This window comes from Paenibacillus contaminans (genome assembly GCF_003285015.1).
In the GTDB taxonomy this organism is placed as follows: domain Bacteria; phylum Bacillota; class Bacilli; order Paenibacillales; family NBRC-103111; genus Paenibacillus_V; species Paenibacillus_V contaminans.
The window spans coordinates 124,515-143,068 of record NZ_QMFB01000004.1 but is presented as its reverse complement, the minus strand read 5'-3'; the positions used below and the strand labels follow the sequence as shown (position 1 = coordinate 143,068).

General features: G+C 47.4%; 15 protein-coding genes. 11 read left to right on the top strand and 4 right to left on the bottom strand.

What is annotated here, in order from left to right:
- Nucleotides 1–4 precede the first annotated feature (4 nt).
- The 8 genes from DQG23_RS09405 to serC all read left to right on the top strand — a co-directional run bounded on the left by DQG23_RS09405 (nucleotide 5) and on the right by serC (nucleotide 13,042).
- Nucleotides 5–3,076, top strand: a complete 3,072-nt coding sequence (locus DQG23_RS09405) for a peptidase domain-containing ABC transporter (RefSeq protein ID WP_113030576.1) — start codon at nucleotides 5–7, stop codon at nucleotides 3,074–3,076.
- 348 nt (nucleotides 3,077–3,424) lie between these two features.
- Nucleotides 3,425–3,892: a hypothetical protein gene (locus DQG23_RS09400; protein ID WP_113030575.1), complete on the top strand. Its 468-nt coding sequence runs from the start codon at nucleotides 3,425–3,427 to the stop codon at nucleotides 3,890–3,892.
- A gap of 390 nt (nucleotides 3,893–4,282) precedes the next feature.
- Entirely contained in the window at nucleotides 4,283–4,924 is a 642-nt protein-coding gene (locus tag DQG23_RS09395; RefSeq protein WP_113030574.1) for a DEAD/DEAH box helicase family protein, read from the top strand.
- A 328-nt stretch (nucleotides 4,925–5,252) separates the two neighbouring features.
- Nucleotides 5,253–6,455 (top strand): Bcr/CflA family efflux MFS transporter, encoded by a 1,203-nt coding sequence (locus DQG23_RS09390; protein ID WP_113030573.1) that lies wholly within the window; start codon nucleotides 5,253–5,255, stop codon nucleotides 6,453–6,455.
- Nucleotides 6,456–6,835: 380 nt separating this feature from the next.
- Nucleotides 6,836–9,958 carry a hybrid sensor histidine kinase/response regulator gene (locus DQG23_RS09385; protein WP_238177817.1) on the top strand — a complete coding sequence of 1,041 codons (3,123 nt, stop codon included), beginning with the start codon at nucleotides 6,836–6,838 and terminating at the stop codon, nucleotides 9,956–9,958.
- Nucleotides 9,959–10,006: 48 nt separating this feature from the next.
- Nucleotides 10,007–11,146, top strand: coding sequence for a response regulator (locus DQG23_RS09380; protein ID WP_113030571.1), 1,140 nt, complete (start codon nucleotides 10,007–10,009; stop codon nucleotides 11,144–11,146).
- Between the two features lie 209 nt (nucleotides 11,147–11,355).
- The gene (locus tag DQG23_RS09375; RefSeq protein WP_113030570.1) at nucleotides 11,356–11,913 is read left to right on the top strand and encodes a hypothetical protein; all 558 of its coding nucleotides are present in this window, start codon (nucleotides 11,356–11,358) and stop codon (nucleotides 11,911–11,913) included.
- 25 nt (nucleotides 11,914–11,938) lie between these two features.
- Nucleotides 11,939–13,042: a 3-phosphoserine/phosphohydroxythreonine transaminase gene (serC, locus tag DQG23_RS09370; RefSeq protein ID WP_113030569.1), complete on the top strand. Its 1,104-nt coding sequence runs from the start codon at nucleotides 11,939–11,941 to the stop codon at nucleotides 13,040–13,042.
- A 175-nt stretch (nucleotides 13,043–13,217) separates the two neighbouring features.
- On the opposite strand, the gene DQG23_RS42095 is transcribed toward serC, so the two are convergent.
- From DQG23_RS42095 to DQG23_RS09355, 4 genes are all read right to left on the bottom strand, one after another.
- The gene (locus DQG23_RS42095) at nucleotides 13,218–13,394 is read right to left on the bottom strand and encodes a hypothetical protein (protein ID WP_158560370.1); all 177 of its coding nucleotides are present in this window, start codon (nucleotides 13,392–13,394) and stop codon (nucleotides 13,218–13,220) included.
- A gap of 47 nt (nucleotides 13,395–13,441) precedes the next feature.
- Entirely contained in the window at nucleotides 13,442–13,939 is a 498-nt protein-coding gene (locus tag DQG23_RS09365) for a GyrI-like domain-containing protein (protein WP_113030568.1), read from the bottom strand.
- Nucleotides 13,940–14,008: 69 nt separating this feature from the next.
- Nucleotides 14,009–14,956, bottom strand: coding sequence for a helix-turn-helix transcriptional regulator (locus DQG23_RS09360; RefSeq protein ID WP_113030567.1), 948 nt, complete (start codon nucleotides 14,954–14,956; stop codon nucleotides 14,009–14,011).
- Nucleotides 14,957–15,095: 139 nt separating this feature from the next.
- Nucleotides 15,096–15,776: an SDR family NAD(P)-dependent oxidoreductase gene (locus tag DQG23_RS09355; protein WP_113030566.1), complete on the bottom strand. Its 681-nt coding sequence runs from the start codon at nucleotides 15,774–15,776 to the stop codon at nucleotides 15,096–15,098.
- Nucleotides 15,777–15,931: 155 nt separating this feature from the next.
- Between DQG23_RS09355 and DQG23_RS09350 the strand changes: the two genes are divergently transcribed.
- The 3 genes from DQG23_RS09350 (at nucleotide 15,932) to DQG23_RS09340 (ending at nucleotide 18,441) form a co-directional block, all read left to right on the top strand.
- Nucleotides 15,932–16,510: a TetR/AcrR family transcriptional regulator gene (locus DQG23_RS09350; protein ID WP_113030565.1), complete on the top strand. Its 579-nt coding sequence runs from the start codon at nucleotides 15,932–15,934 to the stop codon at nucleotides 16,508–16,510.
- Between the two features lie 396 nt (nucleotides 16,511–16,906).
- Nucleotides 16,907–17,893, top strand: coding sequence for a phosphotransferase (locus tag DQG23_RS09345; protein ID WP_113030564.1), 987 nt, complete (start codon nucleotides 16,907–16,909; stop codon nucleotides 17,891–17,893).
- 116 nt (nucleotides 17,894–18,009) lie between these two features.
- Nucleotides 18,010–18,441 carry a hypothetical protein gene (locus tag DQG23_RS09340; protein ID WP_113030563.1) on the top strand — a complete coding sequence of 144 codons (432 nt, stop codon included), beginning with the start codon at nucleotides 18,010–18,012 and terminating at the stop codon, nucleotides 18,439–18,441.
- Nucleotides 18,442–18,554: the final 113 nt, after the last annotated feature.

Below are 18,554 nucleotides of genomic sequence, written 5' to 3'. Positions count from 1 at the left end.
GGGAATGCTAGATTATTCACAATCTATGATATTGGACACGATTCCTATTTTTCAGGTGCTGTTGCCGCAGGAGAAAGCGAAGGTTGCCGCCTCCTTCGAACAGGTGTCCTACCAGATGGGGGACACGATTGTTCAGGCCGGGGAGCGGGGAGATGCATTCTATCTCGTCATCGCGGGCAAAGTGCGCATGATCGGGACGGAGCCGAACGGGAACGAAATCAATCTGGGCTTGATGGAATCCGGCTCGCATTTCGGACAGGAAGCCCTGCTGAATGAGGACTTGCAGGAGCTTACGCTGCGGGCTTCGACGCAGTTGGAGCTGCTGCGGCTGTCCAGGTCGATGTTCATGCAATTGATCGACGCCCATCCGGAATTGAAGGGGTATTTGCTCGAACAGCTGGCCGATGAGTCGATGCGCAAGTTTCTCAAGCGGACGGCGCTGTTCGCCCCGCTGCAGCATCAGGAGCTGCGCTCCCTGCTGGATATTATGGTGATAAAGGAATATGCCCCGGGTCAAGCGATCGTCCGTGAAGGGGAAGCGGGAGACGCTTTTTATATTCTTCGTTCAGGCACGGCTTCCGTCCTGAAGGACAGCGAGGGAGGCCGGAAGTTGAATACGGTCCAAGCCGGCGAATTTTTCGGAGAGCTGGCGCTGCTGACAGGAGGTCCCCGGCAGGCCAGCGTAGTGGCGGATGGAGCGGTGTCCGTTTTCAGCTTGGCCAAGCAGGATTTCGACCGGTTGATCGCGGCTTATCCGAAAGTTAGAGCCACGATCATCGGCATTGCTTCCGCTTACCGGCAGCCTGCGGACATCTTGCTAAAGACGGAAACGAACACGGCCGCGGCGGATGCAAGCGCGGGGGACGAACCAAGCATGGCCGAGGAAGCCGATCGGGAGAAGCGGCAGCGATATGGCGGGCGGAGAACATGGCGATTCCGGAACCGGTTCCCGGTGCTCCTGCAGCAAAGCGAGATGGACTGCGGCCCGACCTGCCTCTCGATGATCGCCCGGCACTATGGCAAGCGACTGAGCATCCATCGGCTGAGGGAGCTGGCGCAGGTAGGCTTGGAGGGCAGCACGATCTTCCATCTATGCAAAACTGCCGAAGCGATCGGCTTCCAAGCGGAGGCGGTCCGCAGCAGCATGAAGGGACTGGCCGAGCAGCCGATGCCGGTGATCGCCCATTGGCAGGGCAAGCACTATGTCGTGGTCGTGCAAGTCGAGGACCGTCATGTAACCGTCGCCGACCCGAGTATCGGGCTGCTGACGTATACGCACGCCGATTTTTTGAAGGGCTGGACGCTGAATGCGGTGCTCTTGAAGCCGACCGAAGCTTTATTCGCGCAGGAAGAGTCGAAGCCGTCGTTTGGCCGATACTGGGCGTATTTTGCCTCGCATAAGCAAGGGCTGTTCCATCTCGTCTGGCTGACCTTGCTTCTGCAGGTCATTCATCTGGCGCTCCCGCTGTTCACGCAGCGAGTGATCGACCGGGTGCTGATCGGCCGCCAGTATGAGGACTTGAATGTGATGCTGGTCGTCATGTTAGGGGTGTCCGTGCTGACCATGCTCGTGCAAGCGATCCGGGAATGGGTCATCGCGGGGACGTTCATCAAGATCGACATCGACATGCTCATGGGTTTCTATCGGCACGTATTTCGTTTGCCTATGCGCTACTTCGCCACGCGGAAGGTGGGCGACATCTTGACGCGCGCCGGGGAGAATCAGGTGATCCGGCAATTCCTCGTTACGAATAGCATGAACGCCGTGTTGAACGTGATGACGATCATTGTGTACATGACCGTCATGTTTACCTACAACGTCGTGCTGGCTTGGCTCGCATTGGCGTTCATCCCCTGCTTCATCGCGCTGACGCTGATCGTGACCCCGCTCATGAAGCGCAACAGCCGACATCAGTTCCAAGCCAATGTCGATCTGCAAAACGCATTAGTGGAAACGATCGGCTCCATGCGTACCGTGAAGGCTCTTGCAGCTGAAGACGAAGTGCGGAAGAAAGTGGAGAGCAAATTTCGCCAAACGACGTTCGTGCAGATGAAGGGATGGAAACTCGGCATCTTCTCCGGTTCCGTCGCCACGGTGCTGCAGACCTTAAGCAGCGTTACGGTACTGTATGCCGGAGCCGAATTGATTATCGGGGAGAAACTGACGGTCGGGGAATTGATGGCTTTCAGCGCGGTATATGCGCTCGTGACCCAGGCGGCGCTGAGCTTGATCGGCATGTGGGACGAGTTTCAGGGCGTGCGGATCGCTTTGGAGCGGTTGGACGATGTGTTCGAGACCGAACGGGAGGAAGCCGATCCGAGCCGATTGACGGCGCTGCCGAAGCTTCAGGGGGCGATAGCCTTCGAACGCGTCTCGTTTCGCTACGAGGCCGACGGGAAAAATGTGCTGCAAAATATTTCCTTCGAGCTGGCGCCGGGCCAGACGATCGCCATCGTGGGGAGAAGCGGGTCCGGGAAATCCACGCTGGCGAATTTGCTGCTGAGGCTCTACGCGCCTAGCAGCGGGACGATTCGCATCGACGGGCACGACCTGATGCAGGTGCAGGCCGTTACGCTGCGCAAGCAGATCGGGGTCGTGCAGCAAGAAGCGGCACTCTTTAGCGGTTCGATCCGCGAGAACATCGCCTACCAGCTTCCCGAAGCGTCGATGGATCAAGTGATAGCGGCGGCTATGCTGGCCGGCGCGCACGAGTTCGTGATGAGTTTCCCGAGCGGGTACGAGACGCATGTCGGAGAGCGGGGAGCAAACCTGTCCGGCGGGCAGCGCCAGCGCATTGCCATCGCCCGGGCCTTGATGGGCAACCCGCCCATATTGATTTTCGATGAAGCGACAAGCGCGCTCGACAATGAATCCGAGCAGACGATTCAGCGCAATATGAGGACGATCCTCGAAGATCGGACGACCCTCATCATCGCGCACAGGCTGAGCACAGTCCGGCATGCGGACCGGATCCTCGTTCTGGATCAAGGGGTGATCGCGGAGTCGGGCACGCATGAGGAATTGATGGCGGTCAAAGGGCTTTACCATATGCTAGTGAGTCAACCGATGGAATAACCTGGCCGAACCGGCGTCATCTTTATGAGAATACCCCAATGGGATGGGGGCAGGCGAGACTTAAGCGGTAATCCATCGCTATAGATGATGCATTCCTTTGAGGATGTGTCCTTGAGTGAATAAGCGGTGCACTCCCGTATTCTTGCCTTTCCGCCTAGGCGGTAAGGAGCTACCAGGAAAGCAGCCCAATGAGTTAGCGATTAATCGAATAGCTTTCCTCCGACTAAAGTCCAGTTCAAATAAAGCCGCAGGTCTGTTCCTGTTAATACCGGTACTCAAATATAATAATGACTAAACAAGTGTGTCAACAGTCAATATATAATAATTTGAGATAAAGAGGTGCTTTAGATGGATTTTCTGAGAGGCATTGGGAAGCTGGCGGGCGATGTGACAGGGCTAGTGATTGGAGGTACTGTGCGTGTTGCCGGTGAGCTCGTTAATAGCAATTACATTAAAGAGATCGGCAATGATGTAGAAAGAGTAACCGCTAAGACGGGTGAAATTGCAGGGCAAGCGGCGAGCGGCGTATGGGATGTCGGCGCAGGCTTGTTAACGGCTGATAATCGGCAAGCGAAGACGGGAATAGGCGAGCTTGGAGATGTGGTAAGTACAACTGTTAAAGGTATCGGCTATGGGATCGAATACGTGGTTGAAAGCGGGAAAGATATGGTGACAGGCATGAAAGAAAACGATAAAGAGCTGCTTAAAGAAGGCGTAAAGAAGCTGGGGAAGGCAGCGGCGATCACCACCATTGGTATTGGCCTGGTGGATCTTATAGATGGCCCAGACGGAACGGGAACGACAGGTACGGCTTAAAATCAACACCCAAAAAATCACATTAACCGGAATTTCTGACGAAATATCTTCGGATCTCAATAAGCAATTGCATGCGCTGGAACGTCAATTTTTTAAAAAAACCGCGAAGGCTTGATGCTACGCGGTTTCTTGGTGTTAATAGTCGGAATCTATTGTTCTTATTAGTTTATTCGTTCTGAACAAACGACGGGAAGGAAGGAGTGACCGGAAGTTGAGGAACAATTAGCGAGAGAATGGGCAGGATAGAGAATGTAAGAGGAATTAATACCCAGTTAGTCGAATGTTATTGGGATATTATAGAAAGGAGGATTTAATTTGTACTTTCACTATTATAGAAAGCCGATAAGAATCCGCCAGCTTCCTCAAAATTAACATTTGAGGAGGAGAAATATGAAAATTAATGATAATTATCTAAAAGAACAATTAAAGCATGTTTATTGGTTAAATGGTGGTTGTTGCGCGGGCAAGACCACAATGACAAAGAAATTTATTGAGGAGTTAGGATTTCAAACACTAGAGGATAATGTCTTAAAATATAGACCATTCACTAGCCCTATTGAATACCCTGCCCTTCAATATCCTCATCCTGATTTGGATTGGGACAAATGGTTTAATAAACCCAATGATGAACATTGTGAATGGCTTTTTCAAATTGTCGAAGAAATGATGGAGTTTCTTGTTATCGATTTGTTGAAAATGCCTACCGATACACCAATTATAATAGATTTAGGAATTATGCCCGAACAAATATTGCCCTTTATTCCTAAAGAAAGAATGATATGTCTTTATACGTCCGATGAAGAAATAGAAAGGCTCTATTTCTTCAGGGAAGACCATAAGATGATTTTGGATGTTATTAACCTTACAGTTAATCCAGCGGAAACAATCAAAAATGGAAACAAAAACATGGTAAAGGTTTCTTGTGATATTAGAAATGCCTGTGTTAAAAATGGTATTAAGACTATTGAAAGAACTACTAGCTTAAGTGTTGAAGAACAATTTAGACTAATTCGTGAGCATTTTGGATTATAAGTAAATCAACTAATAGCGTAGGTAACATGTGCAGGCTGCCGAATAGGCAGCCTGTTGCGCTAACGGAATATAAAGTTCAATAACAACAAGGATAGTAGCGTTTCAACTCTTAAACTTTTGCCTCATTATCGTTCGATTCTGCAGGACATGAATACGACAGCTCACACACTTATTTTGTTGTCGGAATCCGTACAGTTGTGATAGGATGAAAAACAGACTCTTTGCTTTGAAACATACAAGCCGGTTTCCGGATCTTGTGCAAATTCGAAAGCGAAATAGAGAGTAAGAGACTCGGATATGGAATGAAGAATAGGAGATTCGCTTTATTATGACCAACAAGAACAATCAGCATGTGTTTAGACTTGCTTTGCTGCTCGGTTTATTTTCGACGCTCGGGCCTTTTACGATCGATATGTATTTACCGGCGTTCCCGGAGATTGTGAAGCAATTCGATACGACAGCTTCGCTGGTGCAGCTCAGCCTGACCGCTTGTTTGCTCGGACTTGGCATCGGACAGCTCGTCATGGGTTCGCTAAGCGATGTTTACGGTAGACGCAATCCGCTGCTTATCTCCATGGCCGTTTATGTAGCCGCCTCGTTAGCTTGCGCATTCTCGCCAAATATCGGACTGTTGATCGCATTCCGGTTTGTGCAGGGGTTTGCCGCTTCCGCAGGCATTGTCATTTCCCGCGCGATCGCACGCGACCTGTACACCGGTCACGAGCTCACAAAATTTTTCTCGCTGCTTCTGCTTGTCGGTAATTTGGGACCGCTCGTGGCACCGGTAACCGGTAGCGGGGTTCTTTCTTTCACTACTTGGGTCGGCGTATTTATAGCGCTGGCACTGCTGGGCATCTACCTTTTGACGATGACTAAATGGAGGCTGCAGGAGACTCTGCCATCCGATCTCCGCAGGCCCAGCAATTTCGTGCAGCAGCTGAGGAACTTTGGATCGCTTCTGCGAGATCGGCAGTTTGCCGGCTATATGCTGGCACAGGGTATTATGATTGCGGGAGTCTTCGCTTATGTTTCGGGAACGCCCTTTATTTATCAAAATATTTACGGGGCCTCGCCGACCGTATTCGCTCTTTTGTTCGGGTCGAACGGCATCAGCCTGATCATCGGCTCCCAACTTGTAGGTCGGATGGCGCATCGCGTATCCGAACACGCTTTTTTATTGTTGGGCCTATGGCTTGCCTGTTTGGCAAGCGTCGCTGTCTTAGTGGTGGCCATCGTTCATGGACCGCTTTTCGCATTGGTAATTCCGCTGTTTTTCTTCGTAGCGGCAATCGGCATTACATCTACGGCAGCATTCCCGCTTGCGATGGAGAGCCAGGGTCATATGGCGGGGAGCGCTGCTGCGCTGCTTGGGGTCATTCCCTTCTTGCTCGGAGCAGTCGTTTCTCCGCTAGTCGGCATTGCGGGTGAAGATACTGCCGTTCCGTTGGGCGTCATTATTTTATTGACGAGCGCTGCAGCCATGCTGGCTTATTTCTTTCTGGTAAGAAGAAGCCCGCGTGGAGCAGCTTAAATTAATAGCATGCGGTAAATGGAAAACCAGTCCGGCACTGTAACTTAGTGACGGACTGGTTTTCATTTTTTGAGATTACGAGATTCGGATCAATTAATCTGTTTTTATGTGTAGTGCCCGTTCCTCTATGCACGTCTGGATCACCAGCGACACTACCTTTATGCGCAGCATTCCTGTCGGTTGGCTGTTTGGAGCAGGAGGTTGCCAGGTCTTATTTTTTGTGAGTAGTTTGGGATTGTATTCTTATAGAATGTAGTACATGATGACTCTCTATAAAACAGCGAGGATATTGAGAGTATGCTATGGTATGATTCAGCATACAAGCACTGCGGAACAAATGCGGCAAGGAGATGTTGGAATGGAGGGCGGCGATGCGAAGCTTGAATTTACGACAGGGAATACGATTCGGTTATCGGGCGGCGGGGGTTGCGCTCGTCCCGCTGATCTCGTTCGTTCTTCTAATCGCGCTTTACCAATTTACGGTTCCCGATCGGGAGGCGCCGACAGCACGGCAGGGCGATCTCGATCTGAGCCGGTGGGATTTCAGCCAGAGAAGCTTCATCGCGCTTAACGGGGAGTGGAGCTTTTACCCGAATGCACTCTTGACACCGGATGATTTCCGCAATGGGGGAACATCTGTCACGTCATCCTACACCGCCCATATTCCGAATGCGTGGTACGGCAGCGTTCCTGTCGACAAAGCAAGCCAGACCAAATATGGAACCTATCGGTTGACCGTGAAGCTGCCCGTGCCCGGAAGCCGGTATGGGTTCCGGATATCGAACGTTAACTCGTCGCACCGCTTTTACGTGAACGGACTATTGCTTGGCAATGGAGGAAACCCGGCCACTGCCGCCAACCAAGATTACAAGGCAGGCAACAAGCCTTACAGCACGTTCGCCTGGGGACAAGGGCCGGAGATGGAAATCATCCTTCAGGTAGCCAATTTCACCCTGTCGAATGGCGGCGGCTTCGAGGATTTGTACTTCGGCTCGCAGGCCGACATTCTACGGTTAGACCGCATTTTGTTCGCTTTCGAATTTTTCGGTCTGTTTATCCTGCTTCTGTTTGGCGGGTACCACCTCAGCATTTACGTCATGCGACTGAAAGACAAAGCGTACCTTTACAGCGGACTTTACTTTCTAACCTTGATGGTACTCGTCGTGCTGGACGGCGACAAGCTCGTGTTGCAGCTCGTGCCGGGCATTTCAAATGAAATGTATCACAAAATGTATAACCTTGGCGGATTCTCCAATATTGCCGTGCTCGGTATCTTCCTCTATCATCTGGAGGGCAAGCTGCTGACACGCAGACATCTCGCTTTGCTGCTTTCGCCGATCGCTCTCTATTTGGGAGCCGTCCTTACACTGCCTTACGAGGTATACTCCAAAGTCGCCAATTGGCCTTGGAATTACGTTACGCTGGTGGTCGCTTTCTACTTATATCGAGCCGTCAGACTCGTCTTGAAGAAGGATGGGCAACTCAAGCAGAAGGAAGCTATATTGGTGGTTGGCATGCTAATCTCCGTCACCATGATCCTGCTGGTCGGATTTCTCTACTCGCTCGGTATGGTACAGACCGACATGGGACGCCGGATGGCCTTTCTTGCCGTCATCATGTTCATGAATACGCTGCTCGCGCTGCGGCTGACTTCAGCAACAGAACAGAACGAGAAATTGACGGAGCAGCTGCTCGTTCACGATAAACTGAAGGACGAATTTCTGGCAAATACGTCGCATGAGTTGAAAACGCCTTTGCACGGCATTCAGAACATCGCTTCCTATTTGCTGGACGGCAAAGCAGGCATGTTATCCGATAGGCAGCGGACGGAGCTTTCGCTCATTCATGATACGTCGACCAAACTGTCTGCGCTCGTGGGCGATTTGGTTGATGTTGTCCGGTTGAAGCATGGCGATCTGCTTCTGGAGCGGTCAGCGGTGGATCTTCGCGTCGCCTCCGAGACGGCGTTTCAAGTACTGGAATTTGAATTGACAGGCAAGGATGTGCGCTTAGAGAACCGTATTCCGCCCGGCACAATCGCCGCTGCGGATGAGAATCGGGTACGGCAGGTGCTGTACAACCTGATTCACAATGCCATGAAGCATACGAAAAAAGGTCGTATCGAAATCAGCGCCGCATCGGAGGAAGACCTATTGGTCGTGTCTGTCGAGGATACGGGGGTCGGCATTCCGCCTGAAAGCCATGAAGCGATATTCGGTTATTTCGAACAGGCGAATCAGGTCATGCCTAACGACGGATTTACGGGAATGGGACTCGGTCTCTATATCAGTCGGAAACTGATCGAGAGAATGGGCGGTCGTATTTATGTTGAACGGTCCGAACCGGGACAAGGTACACGAATGACTTTCACCCTGCCGGCCGCTCAAGTTGGCAATGCTGAAATGACCGGACCATTGATGTTATCGGCGGCATCCGGAAGCAGACTGGCCTCCACGTCACATATGCAACTGGATGTCGTCGATCCGATGCGGGAGATCACCGTACTGGTTGTCGACGACGAAGCGTCGAACGTGAGAATTTTACTCAACTTGTTGAGAGAAGAATATAACGTGTTGACGGCTTTTTCCGCCAAGGAGGCGCTTTGTAAGCTCGAGGCTTATCCGCGCGTTGATCTGATGATTGTGGATGTCATGATGCCTGAAATCTCGGGCATCGACTTGTGCCGAACCGTGCGGGAAACGCGCTCCGTGCTTGAACTGCCCGTTCTTTTTGCCACGGTAAAGGATTCCTTGTACGATATCGAGCTTTGCTTCGGGGCCGGAGGAAATGACTTTATTGCCAAGCCATTCGATTCGAGGACGTTAGCCGCGCGGGTTCGAACGTTATTGTCGATGAAAACTTCGATGGATCAGGCCATGCGCAATGAGATCGCGTTTCTGCAAGCGCAAATCAAGCCGCATTTTCTGTACAATGCGATTAGCAGCATCGTTTCATTCTGTTACACGGATGGAAAAAAAGCAGCTTACCTTCTATCTATGTTGAGCCGCTATTTGCGAACGGTCTTTCAGACGGAACTTCACACGTCCTATGTGTCGCTCGGCGTAGAAATGGATCTCATTCGGGCTTATGTGGAGATCGAGAAGGCGCGATTCGGCGATCGCCTCTCCTTTAAGCTCCAGCAGGATTTCGGGTTGGACTCGGTTTTGATCCCTTTTTTCACGATTCAGCCATTTGTTGAGAATGCGATTCGGCATGGCATTTTTGAAAAGGATGGAGTTGGAACCGTGACGTTATCGATTACGGACGGGAACGGATATGTCAGGTTCGAGATTGCCGACGACGGTGTAGGGATGGCGGATGATGTGCTGTATCAATTGAATGCAGGCGAACGTCCTGAAGGTTCCGGCATTGGAATGACCAATGTCCGCAAACGGCTGATGTCATTACCGGGCGCGAGTGTATCCATTGATTCCGCCTTGGAGAAAGGAACAAGGGTCGTCGTTTATTTGCCGAAACGAGAGACGGCAAAAACGGCAGGTTAGTTAGCATTTGCCGCGGTTTTTCTGATTCTAGCTGGAGGGGGAGTACGTTTGCTTCGCGTCATGATTGTGGAAGATGAGCAACCGATTTTGGATTTGATGGAGAGACTGGTCGGGGAGCATCCGCTGCTGCAAGTTGCCGGATCGTTCGCCAGTCCGCTTGCCGCTCTGGATCGCCATGAGGAGCTGAAGCCCGACGCCGTGTTTCTCGATGTCGAGATGCCGAAAATGGGCGGTATACAGCTTGCAGAAAAGTTAAAAGCGCAAAATGAGGAGCTTCAGATCGTATTCACAACGGCGTATCCCGATTATGCGGTAGAAGCGTTCCGCGTCCATGCGGCCGATTATTTGCTGAAGCCGGTCACTTCGGAGGAGCTGGAGCGGGTAGCGGCAAGATTGTTGAAGCTTCACGTCATGCGTTCGGGGCATCGACCCGTTATCGCGGTGGATAAGGAGCCGATCGCGCGCTGCATCGGCACCTTCGAAACAAGGGGGGCGAACGGAAGCCTGATCAACTGGCCGACCCGCAAGACAGAAGAACTTTTCGCTTATATGCTGGCGTATCCGAACCGGCTTGTGGGACAATGGCAGCTGGCCGACCTGCTCTGGCCGGACCTGGATGAAGATCGTGCGCTCCATAACGTGCACAATTCGGTTTACCGGATGAAAAAAGCGCTGAAGGATGCCGGCGTGAGCATGGATTTATCGCACAGCAATGAAGGATACCGGCTGCAAATATCTCCCGATTTCTCGGATTTGGAACGTTTCCGGGATTTCATGAACCGTACGTCGGAGATCGATATGCGGAACGCGGCGGAAGCCGCCAAGCTGCTGCGGTCGCATGCCGGTTCCTTGTTCGGCGGCAAGGATTATAGTTGGAGTGCAGGGCTGGCTGCCGAGATTGCAGCGCAGCAAGCCGGTCTTGCCCGTATGTTGACCGCCTATTACCGGCGAATCGGGGAGCGTTCAGCGGCGAAAGAGACGCTTCGCGTCTATTTACAGCATGCTCCGCTCGATGAGGAAATGACCGGAGAGCTTCTTCGCCATTATGCCGAAGACGGGGAGATCGGTTCCTTTCGTACGATATACGAGCAGTATGTCAGAAGGCTGGAAGCAGAGCTTAACGTAGCGCCTGCGGAGGAGATCCGCAAGCTAGCGGCAGCGTTTATACGCAAATCGACGGAAACGTAGTAGATGATTTGACCTTTTCGCATATTAACGTAGCGGGATAAACAGAGAGAGCGACTCTCTGTTTTTTTATTTTGGGAGCGATTTGGGAGGACGGGTTGGTATACTGTCGTTGTCTGTCAATTATTGACGAAAATGCGAGGTGGACGAAAGGGCGGTAGGAATCGATCTATATACAAATACAATGAGCGATCTTGGGAGGAAAATACGAAATGAGCCATGTTTCCGCGGAGGAAAAAATAGATACAGACCTCCCAAACCTGCAACTGCTTAATACAAGCGATTTGACGGCATTAAACAATTATGAGGAAAGGTTTTACAAGGCTTATATTCATCTTGAAAAACAGAATCTTATCCGAAAGATATGGGAGTTTGACGATACATACGCACGGATCAAAACAAAGATTTCCTATAGTGATCAAATGGTATTCAATCTTCACGAAAGAGATTCTATCATTGGTGCTATAGCTTTTAATGTGGCTGAGAGAGAATTTCAATTCAGTGAATACGGGTTCTGTTTCTCTCCGCAACCGAAGGAAAAAACGCGTATTTGCGAAATCCTGACATTGTTTTCAGAAAAAAATAAAATAGATAAAAGGTTGTGGGGACAAACTTGCCAGATGCTGGCTGACCGCGGATTTACCGATCTTTTGGCGACATCGGCCCCCCGCCCAATGTCGTTGTATAAAAGGGTCTTTCGATTTAAAGTCATTGAATGCAGCATTATCGATGGTGAGACACGTTATTTTATTCATTTTGATTTGCGGTAACTACTAAACAAGGAGAGAGATAAAAATGACGACAATCAACTTTTCTGCAGGGCCGGGAGCTCTCCCCAAATCTGTATTGAAGCAGATTCAGAGTGAACTTTTCTCGTATAAAAACAGCGGGGCTAGCGTGATGGAACTAAGCCATCGCAGCAGCGAAATCATAGAGCTAATCGAAGAAACCGTTGAAGGTTTTAAACGATTGCTGGAATTGGATGATGATTGGGAAGTCATGCTCCTGCAAGGCGGCGGAACGTTGCAGTTCTCCATGGTGCCTTTGAATCTTTCAAGGGAAGGCGATCTGATCGAGTATGCAGATACCGGTTACTGGTCGAAAAAAGCAATAAACGAGGCTAAACTTTGCAAACGAAAGGTAAGCGTAGTCGGATTCGGATCTGATATCGACACTTCGTTACCGGTAATCGATTCAGCTTGTACGAGCGGATCCGCTAGATATCTTCACCTTTGCAGCAATAACACTGTTGAGGGCACGCAGTTTCGAGACTTCCCCGATATCGGTACGCCACTGGTTCTAGATGTATCCAGCGATATGCTAAGCTACAGAATGAATTTGGACAACGTTTCCTGTATCTATGCCCATGCACAAAAAAATATTGGTCTCTCCGGCTTGACAGTTGTTGCAGTGAGAAAAAAATATATTTTGGAAAATAACGACATTCCCCAGCTTCTTCAATACCGTTCCCATATCGAAAGCAAGTCAAATTACCATACACCGCCTGTGTTTTCTATCTATGTAGCCAACCTTATGCAAAAGTGGCTGGAGAATGAGATCGGCGGCGTAGCTGCAATGGAGGAGATCAATAATCAAAAGGCAAAGCTGCTTTATGACTCGATTGATGCCTCGAACATGTTTCGTTGTCCCGTTGGAGTTAACTACCGTTCAAAAATGAACATTGTCTTTACAACCGGTCACGAGGAGACGGATGATAAGTTCGTAGCGTTTTGTAAAGAGAGAAATATCATAGGCGTAGCCGGGCACCGAAGCCAAAAAAGACTAAGAGCTAGCTTATACAATGCCGTGACAATTGAAGATGTTAAGGCTCTTACCGAGGTGATTTCCCTGTTTGAAAAGCAAGCCTATGTCTATTCGTCTCACGCACAATTCAAGTGAACAGGATCTAAAGGCAAAAACGATAACAAATAAGATATTTTCAACAAAGGAAAACACTCTTATCGGGTGTTTTTTTGATTTCAGACTGGTAAAACCATGAAAACTTTGCTGTTACCATCAGCCCAGACATGGACGAAGACAGTCGGGTTATGATGCTGGAACTTATTTCTATTTCTTATATACCAAGCATTGGTTGATGCTTTCGAGTATGATAAGTGAGTGCCAATGCAATGCACTGTTTTAATTCAACTACCGGTATTTCATCTATTTCAGCAAATACGATCGCTCGATTCCCTTCATAGTTGAATACATCCTCCACCTTGGTATTTTCAATTGCACTCATATGGCTCATTTCGCTCATTCCTTTTTATAAAAATAACAAACGAACCAACATGGACGCTATATTATCGAAATATAAATCTCTGCTTGTCCGTCCTCCGGATTAATATCCTTGCTATAAAATTCAAAATCCCCTGTGAATGCGCGGTTATTGCCTGGCTGTTGTGACCATTGCCAAATAGTAGCCCAAGCACGCTGCACCATCTCTATAACTGGTCCGCGTTCAGTGACGAATACAGCATATTTTGCTGCAGGAACAGTAAAAGTTTTTATCATATCTTGGTTTTGAAGCTGAAATGCTTCCCGTACATGTACGCTGACCATTACTTCATAAAGTCCCGCATCTCCCCGCTCATAGTTGAAGTAACAGCTATAATGACCGTCCTCTTGGATAGTAACACCTAGCTTCTTACCAATATCTTGCGAATGGAACTGTTCAAATAACTTACCAATTTTTCCATCTTTGCTTAGTTCGGCTTCATTTGTCGTAACAGTGCTAATTCCAGCTAACGTGAAGGAAGGTAATTCCTCAATCCGCGCAGGTACAATTCGTTCCATCCTTAATCATGCTCCTTATTATAGAATGAAACCAGTATAAAACAATAAACCTGACAACTGACTGTCAAGTTACTTTGTTTTTTTATAAATCTTTGCTATCTTTTCCGCACGATCAGCAATGATCTTCCTTAAATGTTGGGGCTCAAGCACCTCTACATGATGTCCCAAGCTAAGAATGAAACTATAGAGCCATTCATTTTCCGGATACGCCTTTTTTACAAGCCAACTGCCATCCTGAACTGGCAAAAGTTCTTCAATGTCAAACCATTCTTCCGCAATATGACGGGCTTCCTCTTGGAATTGAAAGACAACTTCCGGTACGTTGGACGGCTTGAGCTTACTCTTGCCATCGATATGCTCCTGAGTTGCGGGATCTCGACGAGTGAACGTTCCTTCACGATTTATTGCGAGCTCTTTCATTCTTTTTAGTTTAAAAAGGCGGAACTCTTGTTTCTCTAAACAATATGCTTTTAGATACCATTGCCGTCCTTTGAGGATGAGCATGTGCGGCTCTGCTTTTCGCTGGGAAACTTCACCTTCTGCATTCGAATAGGTGAAGTTAACGAATACACAGCTATCTATGGCTTCATCTAACAGTTGTAGTTTCGGACGGAGATGTTCGATTCCATCCCATGGAGAGTAATCGATTAGGACGCGATTTGTCTTATGTTGAAATTCTTCTTCATGTGCCGGCAGTACGACACTATTTATTTTTTCTACGAGTCGTTGGTGTTGCTCTTTGCCATATGAAGTGGAGATACTGCGGAGGGCGGTAACGATAGCAGCAAGCTCGTCATTGGTTAGCATATTTCGATCCAAGCGGTAACCTTCCGACAAACCAATGCCGCCGTTTGTTCCTTGATAAGTGACGATCGGGATGCCCGCTGCATTAATGGCGTCAATATCCCGGTATATCGTACGAATGGATACCTCAAACCGCTCCGCCAACTCCTTAGCCTGCACCATACGACGATTCAGCAGTAGAATAATGATGGATAAGAGCCTTTCCAGTTTCAATAAATGTAACCTCCATTTCGCTGCATAAAAACATAACCGTTTAAATGTAAAAATATTATACACGTTTAAAGGGACAAATTCTTGTCGCGGACGAACGACAAGAACTGGCCCCTTTTGTCTACGCGCGACAAGAACCTGATTAATTAGGAATGTTAGTCGGATCAAACCCTTGAGGGAATATTTCTTCAAAGCGGTCTTTTTTCTCGTATAGATGATACCAAGCGTCTGCAATAACATCGGGATCCCCTGCTGTACCGGCTTGTATCATGGTTCCGATTGAAAGATGTCCGATAAAAACCCCTTTATCTTTCAGCTGATTGTGCAGATTTGTAGCATAATTACGAATACCCGACATCACGATTCCGGCATTTCCGACCATAGGTAATGGGAACATGGCTGATAAACCTGTTGTAAATAGAATGGCACCGAAACCGTTATTCATCATGTCCGGCAGAACCTCATTGACGGAAAGAACGGCAGGCAGCAAATAGCTATTTATTTGTTCTAATACGCTTTGAGGCGTAGTTTCCAGCACATTTGTGAATGTATTCCACCCGGCATAAGGGCTAAATTCAAGCACATCGATCGAACCGAACTCTTTTTTTACTGCTTGAATGGTTAGTTTTAAAGCAGCTAAGTCCGTGACATCCGCTACAAAAGTCTGAGCCTCAATGTTTAGTTTTTTAAGCTCATGTTCGATAATTGCTAGTTTCTCAGGGTTACGTGCAATGGCCGCTACTCTAAATCCATTCTCACCGAATTTCTTAGCTAGAGACAAGCCTAATCCAGGGCCAGCACCAACAATGGCAATAGTTTTCATTTTTTATTAACTCCTTACCTATGATATATTAAAGTAACATATGTTGCTTTAATGAAAACTATACAGTCATTGGCTTCATGCAACAATAAACAACCTACGGGCGAATGTTGCTATAGCGACAAGAAGGTTAAATTGTCGGGTAAGAGGTGAGAAGGATGGCCACAAAAGTAATGAATCTACGAATGACCCAAACGAAACAGTCATTGATTCATGCTTTTTTCAATTTGGTTTCTAAAAAGGATTTTGAAAAAATTACAATAGCGGATATAACAAAGGGAGCACAAGTTAACCGGGCTACATTTTATGCGCATTTTAATGATAAATACGATTTAATGGATTATATTTTGGGGGATTCCGCCTCGGCTTCCATCGAAAACCATACTGCGGGCGTTGTCAGTTTCAATCAAGACAGCATAACTCAACTCGTTTTAGCGGTATGCGATTTTTATCATCAACCGAACATTCAATGCCGCAGCAGCTATGTTGGCTTGGTTTTACCGCAAATGAAGGAAAAAATACTAAAGGAGTTGAAGGTTTTTTTGTCGAAAAGTTTGGAACAGATCTGTACAGATAACGAGAAGAATATGTTTGTGCCTGTTTTTGCTCAAGTCATTCATGAAGGTGCCTTGCAATGGGCAACCGGTAACATCACCACGAATAAAGAGGAAGTTGCCAAGAAGGTTGCATTATTTGTAATGAGCGGATCTCAGTCTTTCGAAGGAACGTTGCGTTAAGGGGGGAGGATATTGTGACAGGATCCCGTCTCTTTGGAAGATTTGGTACACATCATGATTCTTAACTTCTTTTTTTAAATAATGTAATTGATCGTTACTTATTAGAGCGTACGCATAATGAGTAGACCTCTTTACACGTTGGTCGTTTTTGAGTTGATAGTAACATATAGAGTAAATTCTTAATTTGCTCCGTGAAAAGACTAAACTAAGACGGGTACAAGAAATGAATAAGTCACCACGAAGGCAGCCGGCCAGAATGATCGGCTGCCTTTGTTCACCTAACGGCGGCTACGCTTAATCAAACTTCCATCGGAAAGTCAAATGTCCTATAATTTGAGTAATCTATATCACCGGCGAATCAGACATAAATGGATGTAAGGGGATGGGGTTAAAGTAGTGGAAAATGAAGTCATTCGTGAATTGCTAATGGACGATATTATTGCGGATATGAAAGTAAAGTTTGGGATCAGTGTAGATTCAGCAGTGCCAGTAGGTTGGAATCATGGAAATGTCTGTTGGCTTATGATGTCCGACCAAGGAGAGCTTTTTGTTAAAATGCACGATAAAATACGAAATAAACGAACAATCGAAGGAACACGTCAAGCATTAAAATGTCAAAATCAGATGTACATTGCAGGAATTCCATGTCAGCCAGTAATGTCCTACAAGGGCGAATGTACATATTCGACGGCAAGGGATGTTGAATACACCATAACTGGGGCAAGTCAGGGAAAACATATTCAGGCTGGACAGGCGAATTCTTCCCAGATGTTCACGCTAGGGAAAGCAACCGGACATATGCATAAATGGATGAATATCAACTTATCACAACTTGATTCTCTCCATTGGGAATTACCTTCAAAAGAAAGTATGTATAAAAGACTCCAGACAAACCTTATGGAAACATCGTCTGCCGAACATAAACGGTATGCTGAAGCTATTGAATGTCAGATGAATATTTTAAATCGTATAGATCTTAATGATCTATTAGCCTGTGCTCATGGATGGGCGCATTGGGATATGCATATCGATAATTTAATGTTTGAAGACGACCGAATTGTCGATATTATTGATTTTGATCGAGTCAGTTACGTATACACCGACTTTGATTTATCAAGAGCATTGCTTTCCTGCACGCTTACATCTAATGGTTTTCCATCAGAAAACGTAAAGGCTTATGTCGAGGGTTATTCGGAACACGAAATGATAACAGCTAAACGATTAGTAAGATCTCTAAAATTAACATGGTACAAAGAATGCAAATGGATACATGCAAAGTATAAGAGCAACAGACCTATGAGCCGGTTTATAGAAGAATTGATCTGGATTGGGGATAATTGGGTGATATTCGACGAGTATGTTGAAGATATTCTATTAAGCTAAGAGGGGTACTTAAACGCTATGCCAGGGGAATGGAATGAGGCGCATGTAAGAGAGTGAAACAGTTAGAAAACAAAAGAAATGAAGTGGTAAGAGATAAGAAATCGGAGGTCTCCGCTATGGAAAAAGTATCTGGCGATGACATTTCCAAATTACTGGGTAGCATCAAAGCAGGTTCCTGCGAAGTCGAAGATAAACTAATTATCGAAATGATCGGAAATTGGATACCAAGCTACAATTGTGAAGCAGCTGCGGATGGTTTTTTAGAAGTTATCCCTATAGTTATCTCCTCGCGACCGCACCTTGAACGAGAGCTTTTGAAAATAGCCATACGCCCGATGTTTTACATGGGCATAAGTGAATCGAAACAGGTTTTCGAATGGGTGGATATCTTCTTAAAAAACGAACGCAACAGTTTTTCTGAAGAATGCGCCGCATGGTTTAAGAAAGAACTTACGGAGGAAAAAGAAGATTTTATTACGGTAATCATTCAAGAGATTCAGAAGGAGGAGGGGGAACAAAGAACACCAAAAACATCGACAAGAATATAGCCCGATTCAAGCCCGCATAACTTGCGGGTTTTTGTTTTTAAAGGTTCAAGTTCTTGTTGCAGATGAACGACAAGAACTTGAACCTTTTTGTCGAAGTAAAGTGAAGTTGGCTA

Coding starts and splice junctions, on each gene's coding strand:
- DQG23_RS09355 (WP_113030566.1), bottom strand. CDS start 15,776: ATGAAAACTATTGCCATTGTTGGTGCTGGCCCTGGATTAGGCTTGTCT.
- DQG23_RS09375 (WP_113030570.1), top strand. CDS start 11,356: ATGAGCCATGTTTCCGCGGAGGAAAAAATAGATACAGACCTCCCAAAC.
- DQG23_RS09405 (WP_113030576.1), top strand. CDS start 5: ATGCTAGATTATTCACAATCTATGATATTGGACACGATTCCTATTTTT.
- DQG23_RS09350 (WP_113030565.1), top strand. CDS start 15,932: ATGGCCACAAAAGTAATGAATCTACGAATGACCCAAACGAAACAGTCA.
- DQG23_RS09365 (WP_113030568.1), bottom strand. CDS start 13,939: ATGGAACGAATTGTACCTGCGCGGATTGAGGAATTACCTTCCTTCACG.
- serC (WP_113030569.1), top strand. CDS start 11,939: ATGACGACAATCAACTTTTCTGCAGGGCCGGGAGCTCTCCCCAAATCT.
- DQG23_RS09390 (WP_113030573.1), top strand. CDS start 5,253: ATGACCAACAAGAACAATCAGCATGTGTTTAGACTTGCTTTGCTGCTC.
- DQG23_RS42095 (WP_158560370.1), bottom strand. CDS start 13,394: ATGAGCCATATGAGTGCAATTGAAAATACCAAGGTGGAGGATGTATTC.
- DQG23_RS09340 (WP_113030563.1), top strand. CDS start 18,010: ATGGAAAAAGTATCTGGCGATGACATTTCCAAATTACTGGGTAGCATC.
- DQG23_RS09400 (WP_113030575.1), top strand. CDS start 3,425: ATGGATTTTCTGAGAGGCATTGGGAAGCTGGCGGGCGATGTGACAGGG.
- DQG23_RS09395 (WP_113030574.1), top strand. CDS start 4,283: ATGAAAATTAATGATAATTATCTAAAAGAACAATTAAAGCATGTTTAT.